The organism is Pseudomonas poae (genome assembly GCF_001439785.1).
Classification (GTDB): domain Bacteria; phylum Pseudomonadota; class Gammaproteobacteria; order Pseudomonadales; family Pseudomonadaceae; genus Aquipseudomonas; species Aquipseudomonas poae.
In genome coordinates, this window is sequence record NZ_JYLI01000005.1 from 88920 (window position 1) to 102842 (window position 13923).

Genomic DNA, 13923 nt, shown 5'->3' on the forward strand with positions numbered 1-13923 from the left:
ATTGGTGAACCCGTTCAAGTGTGGGAGCTGGCTTGCCTGCGATAGCCTCACCTCGGTCTCAAGCCACCGCAGCATCCGGCACCTCCACCGCCACCAACCCCTCCTTCATCCGCCTGGCATCGCGTACAAAACTGCGCGAGGCCTGGAACAGAAACAGCAGGGTCAGAAACAGCGCCACCGGAATCAGGTACATGGCGTCGTGCAACCCGACCGCCTTGTAAGCCTCGGTCATCTGCTGCGCCCCCGCCGCATACATCGCCGAATGCGCAAAGTGATCGGACAGGCCACCCACCACAATCGGCCCCATACCGCCGCCCAGCAGGTACAGGCCGGCAAAAAACAACGCCATCGCGGTGGCGCGCAAACGGGGCTCCACCACGTCCTGGATCGCCGTGTACACACAGGTGTAGAAGTTATACGCAAACAGCCAGCCCACACTGAACAACGCCACGAACACGCCAATCTCGATACGCCCGGCGTGCAACGCCCAGGCAGTGGTGACGGTGGAAATGACCAGGCTGAAAGCAGCGAACAACAGCCGCCCATTGGCTACCCGCTGGTGAATCTTGTCGGCCACCCACCCACCCAGCGTCAGGCCCACCAGCCCCGTCAGGCCGACGATCACACCGGTGGCCACCGCCGCCTCCTGCAGCGGCAGCAGAAAATAGCGCTGCAGCATCGGCACCAGAAACGAGTTGCACGCATAAGTGGCAAAGTTAAAGCACAGCCCGGCCAGCACCAGCCATAGAAAGGTCGGCACCGCCAGCACGCGGCGAATCGGGCGATCGACGCGTTCCTGGGCGACCTGCACGTTTTCCGCCGCGCCGCGTTTGGGTTCCTTGATGTAGAACATGAACACCGCGAGGATCATTCCCGGTACTGCCGCGATAAAGAACGGTGCGCGCCAGCTGTCGAACGCCTTGACCATCCAGCCGATGGTAAAAAAGGCCAGCAACAGGCCCAGCGGCAAGCCGAGCATGAAAATGCCCATGGCCCGTGCACGGCGGTGCGCCGGAAACAGGTCACCGATCAGCGAGTTGGCGGCCGGAGCATAACTGGCTTCGCCAATCCCGATGCCCATGCGCACCAGCAGGAAGGTCCAGAAACTGCCGACCAGGCCGTTGACGGCGGTCAGCCCGCTCCAGGCAAACAGGCCCCAGCCCATCAGTTTGCTGCGCGAACCGGTGTCGGCCAGGCGCCCGAGCGGCAGGCCGGCGATGGCATACACCAGCGTGAACGCGGTGCCGATGATGCCAAGCTGGAAGTCGCTGAGGTGCCATTCCATGCGGATGGGCTCGATGATGATCGCCGGAATGGTGCGATCGAAGAAGTTGAACAGGTTGGCCAGGAACAGCAGGAACAGAATGCGCCAGGCATTCGCCGCTTGGGTCGAGTTCTGCATGGGTCCGTCTCTTTTTATTGTTATGAGCGCTGCGATGCCCGATGCATCCTGCTCAGGTCACTGCAACATAGTCAGGCGAGCGGCGCTTGTCTGTAATGATTCGTAAAGCTGATAGGGCATGATTTGACCCGGCATTGCGGGACTTTTCCTACAAAAAATATAAGTGCGCCCCCCTCTTCCCAACGGCCACGGCCCGGATAGAATGGCGAGCCTTCCCGTTGTACCTCCCCCTTACCTTTCTTATCGATGACGCCCATGTCCGAAGCCAGTCCGTGTCTGAATTGCGGTGCCTGCTGTTCATACTTTCGTGTGTCTTTCTTCTGGGGCGAGTGCGCCTCATCCGGCGGCACGGTGCCCGACGATCTGGTGGTACAGATCAACCCGACCCGCGTGGCGATGATCGGCACCGACCAGAAACCCGCGCGTTGCTGCAGCCTGGAGGGCGAAGTGGGCAAAGGCACCAGTTGTTCGATTTATGAACTGCGCTCGAGCCCGTGTCGCGAGTTTGACGCGTCATGGAGCCAGGGCGAACAAAACGTCGATTGCGATGCAGCCCGCGCAGCGTTCGGCCTGCTGCCGCTGGAAGCGCCCGCCTTCGAACTGGCGATGCCTATCAGCGCTTAGCATCAAACGCTATGCCCGGCATGCCAAAATCAAAGACAGCAATGTGCCATTACGCCTTGCGAATTCTGTGAGCCTTCTATACTCGTCCCCATAGGTCATCGCCGTAGGCCGTGACGTAACTACGCAATGACGGGACATGCTATGGAATGGCTGGGTCTGCACTTTTTCACCGACCTTCCGCACAACGGGCACTTATTACTCAATTGCAGTCATAACCCGTTTCTCGTGCTATTGGCCTACCTGGTCGCCTGTGCGGCCGGTTTCGGCACGCTGGACATGGCCGAACGCGTCGGCCACGTCGAAGACCCCACCGCGCGCCGCCACTGGCGCTGGCTGGGCGCCGGATGCCTGGCGGGCGGCATCTGGTCCACCCACTTCATCAGCATGCTGGCGTTCCAGGTGCCAATCGCCATTCACTATGAATTGATCATGACGTTCGTCTCGTTGCTGATCGCCCTGATCGCGTCGCTGTTTGCCATGAAAACCCTCAGTCACGCGACCCTGCGCTTCGATCAGTACCTGCTGGCGTCGCTGTGGATGGGCGTGGGCATTGCGCTGATGCACTACGTGGGGATGGCGGCCATGCGCTCCCAGGCCCAGGTGTACTTTGGCGCCGGGCTGTTCATGGCCTCGGTGGCCATTGCCATCGGCGCCAGCCTCGCGGCCCTGTTGCTGTCCAGTTACCTGCGCAACGGCGCGGGGGTGTTTCACCAGTTGCTCAAATACGCCGCCAGCCTGGTGCTTGGCGCCGGCATCATCAGCATGCATTTCACCGGCATGGCCGCCATGCAGATGGTGGTGCCTACCGGCGCGGACCTGTCCTCACCGTCGAACACCAATCCGATCCAGCTGGGGCTCTCGGTGGCCGTGATCACCCTGCTGGTGATCGGCAGCAGCATCAGCGCCGCCCTGGCCGACAAAAAGCTGCAGCACAAGGAGCGTGACCTGCGCCGCGTCAATGCGCTGCTCAGCGAACTGGACCAGGCGCGCGCCTCCCTGCAGCAGGTGGCGCACTACGACGCACTGACCAGCCTGCTCAACCGTCGCGGCTTCAACCAGATCTTCGTGGAGAAGCTCGCGGAAAAGACCGCGTCAAAGGGCATGATGGCGGTGATCTTTCTCGATATTGACCACTTCAAGCGGATCAACGACAGCCTCGGACACGACGCCGGCGACCAGTTGCTGACCGTGCTGGCCAGCCACATCAAGAGCTCGGTGCGCAGCCATGCCGACGTGGTCGCGCGCTTTGGCGGCGACGAATTCTGCATCCTGATCAGCATCCACCACCGTGACGAAGCGCGGCATCTGGCCCAACGCATCATGCAGCAGATGAAAGAACCCATCGAACTGGCTGGGCGGCGCATGGTGATGACCACCAGCATTGGTATCAGCCTGTTTCCCGATGACGGCGTAACCTGCGAAGAACTGCTGAAAACCGCAGACCTGGCGCTCTACCAGTCCAAGGATGCGGGGCGCAACAGCTTGAATTTCTTCAACGCCAACCTGAAAACCCGCGCCTTCCTCGAGCTGCAACTGGAGGAAGAGTTACGCGCAGCCTTGCGCGAGCGCACCGGGCTGGTGCTGTTCTATCAACCGATCTTCGACATGAAACTGGGCAAGGTCACCCGCCTGGAGGCACTGGTGCGCTGGCAGCATCCGCAACACGGGCTGCTGGCGCCCGACCGCTTTATCGGGATCGCCGAAAGCAACGGGCTGATCGCCGAACTGGACAACTGGGTGTTGCGCCAGGCGTGTCACGACTTGAGCGTTTTGTCCGACAAGGGCTACGGCGACCTGAACATGACCGTCAACTGCTCGGCGTTGAACCTGGCACGCGATGAGTTGGCCGATGAAGTCGAAGAGGCACTGCGCTTCAGCGGGATCGCGGCTGCCCGCCTGGAACTGGAAGTCACGGAAAATGCGCTGATGGGCAATATCAGCAGCACGCTGGCGTTGCTGCGGCACATTCGTGCACTGGGGGTATCGCTGGCCATCGATGACTTCGGCACCGGTTATTCGTCCCTGGCCTACCTCAAGCGACTGCCGCTCAACACGTTGAAGATTGACCGCTCGTTTATCCAGGACTTGCCCAAATCCGCCGCCGACATCGAGATTGTCCAGGCCATTATCGGGATGGCGCACACGCTGCATCTGAATGTGGTGACCGAGGGCGTGGAAACCCAGGCGCAGTTCGACTTACTGCATAAACACGGTTGCGACTTCATCCAGGGCTACCTGCTGAGCCCTGCGGTGCCTGCAAGTGAGGTGATTGGGGTCATTCAGGGGATTCACCTGCGTAATCCGCTGGCGGCCGAGGCTTCAGCGGTCAAGGAGCCGGCGCAGAGCCAGCCGGGACCTGGCGCCCTGGTCAGGCCTATTCGGTGACGCTGCGGGTATTCAATGAGAACTGCGGCGCCGTTGATATTTTTCGCGAGCAAGCCCGCTCCCACAATTTGACCGTGTTCATTCGGCAGGAATGCGATCAACTGTGAGAGCGGGCTTGCTCGCGAAGACAATCTGACAGCCGAAAAATAATGATCGCTCTGCCACATTCTGAAACAATCTCTACCGACTGCCCCGCGGCTCAAAACTGTTCCCGTGACGTTAACGTCACCCTGCCTGTGACCTTTTACCACGGCAAGGTGCCATCACGGCAGCAGCGGTTACTCCGCTACACATATTAGCGCTGGAAAATAACGCACATTTTTAGTGCGCTCATTTATTGAGCCGCCCTTTCCTGGATCAGAATCCACGGCGAGACCACCACCGCCCACAGGCCAGGGTCACGCGCCACCAAGTCCAGCGCCCGCGTTGCAGACACTTCGCCAAGGCGGCCTTCGGCCAGCCAGGCGGCGACTTTATCGCGGTTATCCTCGGCCATTCCCTCGGCAGCTTCGATCAAATCCAGGTCGGCATCGACCCACAATAGGGCACCCTTGGCGAAGAACGGCTCAAGCTCCTTCCAGGATATTTCGGCGGTTTCACCGAGCAGCTTGGCATAGAGGGTGCTAGGTTCTTGCGTCATGGGAATTCACCTGAAGAAAAAATCGGCGCAATCATAACGTTGAGCTTCAGTCAGAAAAACCCAGTTGCAAATGTGTAACCGAAAGAAAGTGTCAGGAAAGCCAAGGATTGCCCGGAACACTGGCATGACCCCGCCGCAATTCTGTCTTTTACTTTCATTTAAGCGACACCCCCTGGATTTGCCCCCAGCACCCAGCTTTTCAAGCGATCAACCGGCGCTCTACACTGTACCGGTACAGTTGCCAGGGCACCGCCGGGGGGATATCCGCATATCCGATCCGGTTCTGCAGCCCACAAGGCCGCTGGAACTATAAAAAATACAACAGCATGAGTGGAGCACTATGAATAAGGCTACTAAGCAGATTTCCAAACTGTTTGCCGCTATGGTCCTGGCTGGGGTTGCCGGCCATTCGTTCGCAGCCGACACCATCAAGATCGGCATCGCCGGTCCCAAGACCGGTCCTGTGACGCAGTACGGTGACATGCAATTCATGGGTGCCAAGCAGGCAATCGCCGACATCAACGCCAAGGGCGGCGTCGATGGCAAAATGCTTGAGGCCAAGGAATACGACGACGCCTGCGACCCTAAACAGGCCGTGGCGGTCGCCAACAAAGTGGTCAACGACGGCGTCAAGTTCGTGGTCGGTCACCTGTGCTCCAGCTCCACTCAGCCGGCATCGGACATCTATGAAGACGAAGGCGTCATCATGATTACCCCGGCCGCCACCAGCCCGGAAATCACCGCCCGTGGCTACAAGCTGATCTTCCGCACCATCGGCCTGGACAGCGCCCAGGGCCCGGCCGCCGGCAACTACATTGCCGACCACGTAAAACCGAAAATCGTCGCCGTATTGCACGACAAGCAGCAGTACGGTGAAGGCATCGCCACCGCCGTTAAACAGACCCTCGAGAAGAAAGGCGTGAAAGTGGCGGTCTTCGAAGGCCTGAACGCTGGCGACAAGGACTTCTCCTCGGTCATCCAGAAGCTCAAGCAAGCCAACGTCGACTTCGTCTACTACGGCGGCTACCACCCGGAGCTGGGCCTGATCCTGCGTCAGTCCAAAGAAAAAGGCCTGAACGCGAAATTCATGGGGCCGGAAGGCGTCGGCAACGACTCCATCTCGCAGATCGCCCAGGGCGCCTCCGAAGGCCTGCTGGTAACCCTGCCGAAATCCTTCGACACCGACCCTGCCAACAAGGCCATCGTTGAAGAGTTCACCAAGAACAAGCAGGACCCGACCGGTCCGTTCGTGTTCCCGGCCTACTCGGCGGTTGAAGTGATTGCCGGCGGCATCGCCGCTGCAAAAAGCGAAGACACCGCCAAAGTGGCCGAAGCCATCCACGCGGGCACCTTCAAGACCCCTACCGGCGATCTGAGCTTTGACGCCAAGGGCGACCTGAAGGACTTCAAGTTCGTGGTCTACGAATGGCACTTCGGCAAACCAAAAACCGAAGCTTCCCCTCAGTAAGCCAGGCGTTACTGCCCAACAAGCCCACTGTGAGAGCAGTGGGCTTTGTTTTACGAGGTTTATGGGCCTGTCACCCGCGATCCGGGCGCTGGCTCACCTGAAAATCTTAAAACCGTCACCAGCGGTTCGCTGGCAAACGCTTTGTGCAAATGTGCTCACAGAACACAGCGCAAGGCCGGAACATGACTCCACCAGTGAAATGCGTATCGGGTTTTTAGGAGCGCTGTAATGCCTGAGATCTATCATTTTTTCCAACAGCTGGTTAATGGCCTGACCATTGGCAGCACCTATGCCTTGATAGCCATTGGTTACACCATGGTTTACGGCATCATTGGAATGATCAACTTCGCCCATGGCGAGGTGTACATGATTGGTTCCTACGTGGCCTTCATCGCCCTTGCCGGGCTGGCCATGATGGGTATCCACTCACTGCCGCTGTTGATGACCGCTGCATTCCTCGCATCGATCGTCGTGACCAGTGCCTATGGCTACAGTATCGAGCGCGTTGCCTACCGTCCCTTGCGTGGCAGCAACCGTCTGATCCCGCTGATTTCCGCCATCGGCATGTCGATTTTCCTGCAGAACACCGTATTGCTGTCCCAGGACTCCAAGGACAAGTCCATCCCCAACCTGATCCCGGGGAGCTTTTCCTTCGGCCCAGGTGGCGCACAGGAAGTGCTGATTTCCTACATGCAGATTCTGGTTTTCGTCGTCACCCTGGTGGCCATGCTGGGTCTCACGCTGTTTATCTCCCGTTCCCGTCTGGGGCGCGCCTGCCGGGCCTGCGCCGAAGACATCAAGATGGCCAACCTGCTGGGCATCAACACCAACAACATCATCGCCCTCACCTTCGTGATCGGCGCCGCACTGGCGGCTGTCGCGGCGGTACTGCTGAGCATGCAGTACGGCGTGATCAACCCCAACGCCGGTTTCCTGGTAGGCCTCAAGGCCTTTACCGCAGCGGTATTGGGCGGCATCGGCAGCATTCCGGGCGCGATGCTCGGCGGGCTGGTGCTGGGTGTGGCCGAAGCGTTTGGCGCCGACATCTTCGGCGATCAGTACAAGGACGTCGTGGCGTTCGGCCTGTTGGTTCTGGTGCTGTTGTTCCGTCCGACCGGCATTCTGGGCCGTCCGGAGGTTGAGAAAGTATGAGCAGATATCTTAAATCGGCGTTTTTCAGCGCCTTGCTGGTGTGGGCCGTGGCCTTTCCGGTGCTGGGTCTCAAGCTGAGCATTGTCGGCATCAACCTGGAAGTGCATGGCACCGGTCCCGTGACCCTGACCATCATCGCCCTGTGCTCGGTGCTGATGTTCCTGCGCGTGCTGTTCACGCAGCAGGTCGGCGCCTTGTTCAAGGGCAACCGTGGCCCGTTGGTGTCGCCCAAGGTCAGCCAGTTCCTGACCCTGCCGCGTACCCAGCGCTACATCATCATCGGCCTGATCGTGGCGGCGTTGATCTGGCCGTTCTTCGGCTCGCGCGGCGCGGTCGATATCGCAACCCTGATCCTGATCTACGTGTTGCTGGGCCTGGGCCTGAACATCGTGGTGGGCCTCGCCGGCCTGCTCGATCTGGGTTATGTGGGCTTCTACGCCGTGGGTGCCTACACCTACGCGCTGCTCTCGCACTATTTGGGTTGGAGCTTCTGGATCTGCCTGCCGCTGGCCGGCATGGCGGCAGCCACGTTCGGCTTCTTGCTGGGCTTCCCGGTGTTGCGCCTGCGCGGTGACTACCTGGCCATCGTGACCCTGGGTTTCGGGGAAATCATCCGCCTGTTCCTGCGTAACCTCACGGACATCACTGGCGGCCCCAACGGCATCAGCAGCATTCCCAAGCCAACGTTCTTCGGACTGTCGTTCGACCGTACCGCTGCCGAAGGCATGCAGACCTTCCACGAGTACTTCGGGATCGCCTACAACCCGGTGAGCAAGGTGGTGTTCCTCTACCTGGTGGCGCTGTTGCTGGCACTGGCCGCCCTGTTCGTGATCAACCGCCTGCTGCGCATGCCAATCGGCCGTGCGTGGGAAGCGCTGCGCGAGGATGAGATCGCCTGCCGTGCGCTGGGTCTGAACCCGACCATCATCAAACTCTCCGCGTTCACCCTGGGGGCTGCGTTCGCCGGTTTCGCCGGCAGCTTCTTCGCGGCTCGCCAGGGCCTGGTGACGCCGGAATCCTTCACCTTCATCGAGTCGGCGATCATCCTCGCCATCGTGGTACTGGGTGGCATGGGCTCGCAGTTGGGCGTGATCCTGGCCGCGATCGTGATGATCCTGCTGCCGGAAATGATGCGTGAGTTCAGCGAGTACCGCATGTTGATGTTCGGCGCCATGATGGTGCTGATGATGATCTGGCGCCCGCAAGGCCTGCTGCCCATGCAACGTCCACACATGGAGCTGCGCAAATGAGCCGCGAGATCCTGAAAGTCGAAAATCTGAGCATGCGCTTTGGCGGTTTGCTGGCGGTCAACGGCGTGGCCCTGACCGTGAAAGAGAAACAGGTGGTTGCGTTGATCGGCCCCAACGGCGCCGGCAAGACCACGGTGTTCAACTGCCTCACCGGTTTCTACAAGCCAAGTGGCGGCAGCATCCTGCTGGACGGCCAGCCGATCCAGGGCCTGGCCGGTCACGAAATCGCCCGCAAGGGCGTGGTGCGCACCTTTCAGAACGTGCGGTTGTTCAAGGACATGACGGCGGTCGAGAACCTGCTGATTGCCCAGCACCGTCACCTGAACACCAACTTCTTTGCCGGCCTGTTCAAGACCCCGGCGTTTCGCAAGAGCGAGCGCGAGGCCATGGAATACGCCGAGTACTGGCTGGACAAGGTCAACCTCACCGAGTTTGCCAACCGTCCTGCCGGCACCCTGGCCTATGGTCAGCAACGTCGCCTGGAAATCGCCCGCTGCATGATGACCCGCCCGCGGATCCTGATGCTCGACGAACCCGCCGCCGGCCTGAACCCAAAGGAAACCGAGGACCTCAAGGCGCTGATCAGCGTGCTGCGTGAGGAACACAACGCCACGGTGCTGCTGATCGAACACGACATGAAACTGGTCATGAGCATTTCCGACCACATCGTCGTGATCAATCAGGGCACGCCGCTGGCCAACGGCACGCCGGAGCAGATCCGCGACAATCCTGAAGTGATCAAAGCCTATCTGGGGGAAGCGTAAAATGCTGCAATTCGAAAACGTTTCCACTTTCTACGGCAAGATCCAGGCCCTGCACAGCGTCAACGTGGAAGTGCGCCAGGGTGAAATCGTCACGCTGATCGGTGCCAACGGCGCGGGCAAGTCGACACTGCTGATGACTCTGTGCGGATCGCCCCAGGCCCACAGCGGCAGCATCCGCTACCTGGGTGAAGAGCTGGTGGGTCAGGAGTCGTCGCACATCATGCGCAAGAGCATCGCGGTGGTGCCCGAAGGCCGCCGCGTGTTCTCACGCCTGACCGTCGAAGAGAACCTGGCCATGGGCGGGTTCTTCACCGACAAGGGCGACTACCAGGAACAGATGGACAAGGTGCTGCACCTGTTCCCCCGGCTCAAGGAGCGTTTCAGCCAGCGCGGCGGCACCATGTCCGGCGGCGAACAGCAAATGCTCGCCATCGGCCGCGCGCTGATGAGCAAACCCAAGCTGTTGCTGCTGGACGAACCCTCCCTGGGACTGGCGCCGATCATCATCCAGCAGATCTTCGACATCATCGAACAGCTGCGCAAGGACGGGGTGACGGTGTTTCTGGTGGAGCAGAACGCCAACCAGGCACTGAAAATCGCCGACCGCGCCTACGTGTTGGAAAACGGCCGGGTGGTGATGCAGGGCACCGGTGAGCAGTTGCTCACCGATCCAAAAGTGCGTGAAGCGTACCTGGGCGGCTAAAACCGGCGCTGAAATGTGGGAGGGGCGGTTCGACTTGCTCCCTCCCACATTGCCTTGTGTGACAGGCAGTTTTTTTCGAATGCCCTTGTAACGAATATCCCCCTACTGCCTCTAGTGGTGCAGGCAGGCAATCGAGCCTGCTACTTCAACCCACTGCTGGAGTCACACCATGACCACAAAACTGTCTGCCACCTCTCTTATCCTGGCTCTGAGCCTGTCCGCCCTCACCGCCCCTGCCTTTGCCGCCGACGACATGCAGAAATGCTTCGGCGTTGCTGAAGCCGGCAAGAACGATTGCAGCGCGGGCGCCGGTACAACCTGCGCCGGCACCTCCAAAACCAAGGACCAGGCCAACGCCTGGAAACTGGTCCCGGCCGGCACCTGCGGCCAACTCCCCAGCACCACATCGCCAACCGGCTTCGGCCAGGACAAGGCCTTTACCGCCAAATCCTGATCCCCGCCAACCGAGTGCCGATGATGACGCATTTACCCCACCACAGGGTCTCACCGGCTCAGGTGCCCGGCCTCCCCTTGCGGGCCGGGCTGGGACTGAAAAGCGAGCACTTCATTGAAGTACTCGAAACCCGTCCTGACCTCGGTTTTTTTGAAGTGCACGCCGAAAACTTCATGGTGGCCGGCGGGCCTTTTCATCACTACCTGGGTTTGATTCGCGAGCAGTATCCACTGTCGCTGCATGGCGTAGGCCTGTCCATCGGCGGCGAAGGCCCGCTCAATGGCGCGCACCTGGCTCGCCTGGCCACGCTGATCGAACGCTATCAACCCCAGGCCTTTTCCGAACACCTGGCCTGGTCCAGCCATGGCCCGGTATTCCTCAATGACTTGCTGCCCCTGGCTTACGACGTCACTACCCTGAACCGGGTGTGCGCGCACATCGATCAGGTACAAAGCACGCTCAAGCGGCCAATGCTGCTGGAAAACCCGTCGACCTACCTGTTGTTCCAACGTTCCACCCTGGACGAGACCGACTTCATCAGCGAGATCATCCGCCGCACCGGTTGCGGCCTGCTGCTGGACGTCAACAATGTCTACGTGTCTTGCATCAATCACCAACGCGACCCGCTGGCTTATATCAACGCGCTCCCCCTGCATGCAGTGGGCGAGATTCATCTGGCCGGTTTTGCCGAAGACTCTGACAGCCTCGGCGACCGGCTGCTGATCGATGATCACGGCGCGCCCATCGACAACGCGGTGTGGCAGTTGTACGAGCAGGTCCTGGCGCGCACGGGCCCGGTCGCAACGTTGATCGAGCGCGATAACCAGGTACCAGCCTTCAGCGTGCTGCAGGCCGAGGCGCAACAGGCCGAACGGCACTTGTTGCAGGTGATGGCATGAGTACCCAGCACGCGTTCTGCGCGGCCCTGCTCGCTCACGAACCGAGCTGCCCCGAGGGTGTGTTCAGCAGCAACGGCGCCGACCCGGCCAGCCGTTTTGCGGTGTATCGCAATAATGTGCACAGCGCGTTGATCAATGCGCTGGCGACCAGTTACCCGGTGACGCGGCAGTTGGTCGGCGATGAATTCTTCCATGCCATGGCCGGCCTCTACGTGCAGGCATACCCGCCCGAAAGCCCGTTGCTCAGCGAGTACGGCAGCACGCTGGCCGACTTTATCCAGGCATTCGAGCCGGCCCAGAGCGTGCCCTATCTGGCGGATGTCGCGAGACTGAAGCGCCTGCGCGTGCGCGCCTATCACGCAGCTGACATCCCGGCGCTGGATCAACCACGCGTTCTCGAGCAACTGAACGGCCAGTCGCGCCTGCACCTGCACCCGTGCGTCGCCACGCTGCACTCGCCCTACGCGACCGTGACGATATGGGCCGCCCACCAGACCGAGGGCGCCATCGCCAGCGTAAACCCCTGGCAAGCGCAAGGCGCACTCGTGCTGCGCCACGGGCTGGCGGTCAAGATCTTCGGTATCGACAGCGGTTCGGTGGCCTTTATCAACAGCCTTGGCCGAAGCGAGGCGCTTGAAACGGCCGTGGAACATGCCCTCGAAGCCTCAAGCGAATTCGACCTGCATCAATGCCTCGGGCTGCTGATCAGCCACGACGCCATCACTCATCTGGAACAGAAGGTATCGCCATGAACACGTCTGCACCCTGCCAGGTAAACAGGGCCATTGCCCTGTTCGAAAAAATCCCCTACAGCCTGCTCGCGTTCCTCGCGCGTTTCTCGATCGCGGCAGTGTTCTGGAAGTCCGGGCAAACCAAGGTCGAAGGCTTTGCCATCGACCTGATCAGCGGCACCTTCGAACTGGGCATGCCCAAACTGGCCGCTTCCACCGTACCGCTGTTTCGCAGTGAATATGCGGTGCCTCTGCTGTCGCCGGAAGTGGCCGCCTATATGGCGGCCTTTGCCGAGCACTTCTTCCCCGCATTGATTCTGGTGGGGCTGGCCACGCGCTTTTCGGCCCTGGCGCTGATCGGGATGACGCTGACCATTCAATTGTTCGTCTACCCCGACGCCTACCCCACCCACGGCACCTGGATCGCAGTGTTGTTGCTGCTGGTTGCCAAGGGCCCGGGTTGGCTCTCCATCGATCACTTGATCGCCCGTCGCTGCCGTTAAAGGCGATTCAACACCTCGCCACTGCGCCTGAACCAGTCCACGAGATAATCGGCCAATACCTGGGTGCGTCGTGGCAACCCGCCCTGGTAAGGGTGAACCAGGTACATCGGCATGCTCCGCGTCTGATAATCACGCAGGAGCCAGCGCAGTCGTCCGTCAGCCAGTTCCGTTGGCAAGGCGTAGGACGGCAGACGGGCGATACCGGCGCCGACCAGCGCGGCCTTCTTCAGCAGGTTGTAATGGTTGGAGGCAAACGTGCCGCTCACGCGCACCCGCAATAATTCGTGCTGCTGGTGGTACAGCCACTCCTCGCGGCCGCGGTAGTGGCTGTTCAGCAAACAGGTGTGGGCGGCCAGATCCGCCGGGGTCTGCGGTTCACCGTGCTGTTCGAGGTAGGCGGGGCTGGCGCAGGTCATCTCGTGCCAGGCCAGCAAGGGCCTGGCCACGAGCCGCTCATGTTCGATGTCGCCCGCGCGCACCCCCAGGTCAAACCCGTCCCGCGCCAGATCGCGGTAGCTGTTGTTAAGCTCCAACTCGACCTGCACCTGCGGGTATTGCCTGGAAAAGTCCAGCAACAGGCCGTCGAAGAAGGTTTCACCCAATGAAACCGGAACCGTCATGCGCACCGGCCCGGCCACATCGTCCTTGAGCCGCGCCAATGCCTGACGCGCGCATTCCATCTGCACCACCAACGCCTGCGCCTGGGGCAACAAGGCTACACCTGCGGCGGTGAGGCTCAGTTTGCGCGTGGTACGGTGCAGCAGCACCACATCAAACTGTGCTTCCAACTGGCTGATGCGCTTTGACAACTGCCCCTTGCTACAGCCCAGACGTGCAGCCGCCACGGTAAAACTGCCCGCTTCGATCAACACGGCAAAGGCCGCCAGATCATCCATCTCGCTCATGGATTGTTTCCAATTGAAAACCAAAGGTTGCCTATTAGCGCGT

General features: G+C 60.5%; 14 protein-coding genes. 11 read left to right on the top strand and 3 right to left on the bottom strand.

Features of this window, described 5'->3' with window-relative positions:
- Positions 1 to 58: 58 nt before the first annotated feature.
- On the bottom strand, positions 59 to 1402 hold the full coding sequence (locus tag TU75_RS07630; protein WP_060548595.1) for a spinster family MFS transporter: 1344 nt from the start codon (positions 1400 to 1402) through the stop codon (positions 59 to 61).
- Between the two features lie 255 nt (positions 1403 to 1657).
- Here TU75_RS07630 and TU75_RS07635 point away from each other — a divergent pair, with 255 nt between their 5' ends.
- Positions 1658 to 2026 (top strand): YkgJ family cysteine cluster protein, encoded by a 369-nt coding sequence (locus TU75_RS07635; protein WP_060548596.1) that lies wholly within the window; start codon positions 1658 to 1660, stop codon positions 2024 to 2026.
- A gap of 141 nt (positions 2027 to 2167) precedes the next feature.
- The gene (locus TU75_RS07640; protein ID WP_060548597.1) at positions 2168 to 4411 is read left to right on the top strand and encodes a putative bifunctional diguanylate cyclase/phosphodiesterase; all 2244 of its coding nucleotides are present in this window, start codon (positions 2168 to 2170) and stop codon (positions 4409 to 4411) included.
- A 334-nt stretch (positions 4412 to 4745) separates the two neighbouring features.
- Here TU75_RS07640 and TU75_RS07645 read toward each other — a convergent pair whose 3' ends face one another.
- Positions 4746 to 5051 carry a DUF2288 domain-containing protein gene (locus TU75_RS07645; protein ID WP_060548598.1) on the bottom strand — a complete coding sequence of 102 codons (306 nt, stop codon included), beginning with the start codon at positions 5049 to 5051 and terminating at the stop codon, positions 4746 to 4748.
- A 340-nt stretch (positions 5052 to 5391) separates the two neighbouring features.
- Here TU75_RS07645 and TU75_RS07650 point away from each other — a divergent pair, with 340 nt between their 5' ends.
- The 9 genes from TU75_RS07650 to TU75_RS07690 all read left to right on the top strand — a co-directional run bounded on the left by TU75_RS07650 (position 5392) and on the right by TU75_RS07690 (position 12975).
- On the top strand, positions 5392 to 6519 hold the full coding sequence (locus TU75_RS07650) for a branched-chain amino acid ABC transporter substrate-binding protein (protein WP_003231098.1): 1128 nt from the start codon (positions 5392 to 5394) through the stop codon (positions 6517 to 6519).
- Between the two features lie 228 nt (positions 6520 to 6747).
- Entirely contained in the window at positions 6748 to 7671 is a 924-nt protein-coding gene (gene livH, locus TU75_RS07655; RefSeq protein WP_003231100.1) for a high-affinity branched-chain amino acid ABC transporter permease LivH, read from the top strand.
- Positions 7668 to 8921: a high-affinity branched-chain amino acid ABC transporter permease LivM gene (locus tag TU75_RS07660; RefSeq protein WP_003231103.1), complete on the top strand. Its 1254-nt coding sequence runs from the start codon at positions 7668 to 7670 to the stop codon at positions 8919 to 8921. The genes livH and TU75_RS07660 overlap by 4 nt, the downstream gene beginning before the upstream one ends.
- Positions 8918 to 9685 (top strand): high-affinity branched-chain amino acid ABC transporter ATP-binding protein LivG, encoded by a 768-nt coding sequence (gene livG, locus TU75_RS07665; protein WP_003231105.1) that lies wholly within the window; start codon positions 8918 to 8920, stop codon positions 9683 to 9685. Before TU75_RS07660 ends, livG begins: the two co-directional genes overlap by 4 nt.
- 1 nt (position 9686) lies before the next feature.
- The gene (locus TU75_RS07670) at positions 9687 to 10388 is read left to right on the top strand and encodes an ABC transporter ATP-binding protein (RefSeq protein WP_003231107.1); all 702 of its coding nucleotides are present in this window, start codon (positions 9687 to 9689) and stop codon (positions 10386 to 10388) included.
- A gap of 169 nt (positions 10389 to 10557) precedes the next feature.
- Positions 10558 to 10842, top strand: a complete 285-nt coding sequence (gene bufA1 / locus TU75_RS07675) for a BufA1 family periplasmic bufferin-type metallophore (protein WP_060548599.1) — start codon at positions 10558 to 10560, stop codon at positions 10840 to 10842.
- Between the two features lie 20 nt (positions 10843 to 10862).
- A complete protein-coding gene (bufB, locus tag TU75_RS07680; protein WP_060548600.1) occupies positions 10863 to 11741 on the top strand; it encodes an MNIO family bufferin maturase in 879 nt (292 codons plus the stop codon).
- The gene (locus tag TU75_RS07685) at positions 11738 to 12493 is read left to right on the top strand and encodes an HvfC/BufC N-terminal domain-containing protein (protein ID WP_060548601.1); all 756 of its coding nucleotides are present in this window, start codon (positions 11738 to 11740) and stop codon (positions 12491 to 12493) included. The genes bufB and TU75_RS07685 overlap by 4 nt, the downstream gene beginning before the upstream one ends.
- Positions 12490 to 12975, top strand: a complete 486-nt coding sequence (locus tag TU75_RS07690) for a DoxX family protein (RefSeq protein WP_060548602.1) — start codon at positions 12490 to 12492, stop codon at positions 12973 to 12975. The genes TU75_RS07685 and TU75_RS07690 overlap by 4 nt, the downstream gene beginning before the upstream one ends.
- Here TU75_RS07690 and TU75_RS07695 read toward each other — a convergent pair.
- Positions 12972 to 13880 (bottom strand): LysR family transcriptional regulator, encoded by a 909-nt coding sequence (locus tag TU75_RS07695; protein ID WP_003231117.1) that lies wholly within the window; start codon positions 13878 to 13880, stop codon positions 12972 to 12974. The two genes, TU75_RS07690 and TU75_RS07695, sit on opposite strands and share 4 nt — an antisense overlap.
- Positions 13881 to 13923: the final 43 nt, after the last annotated feature.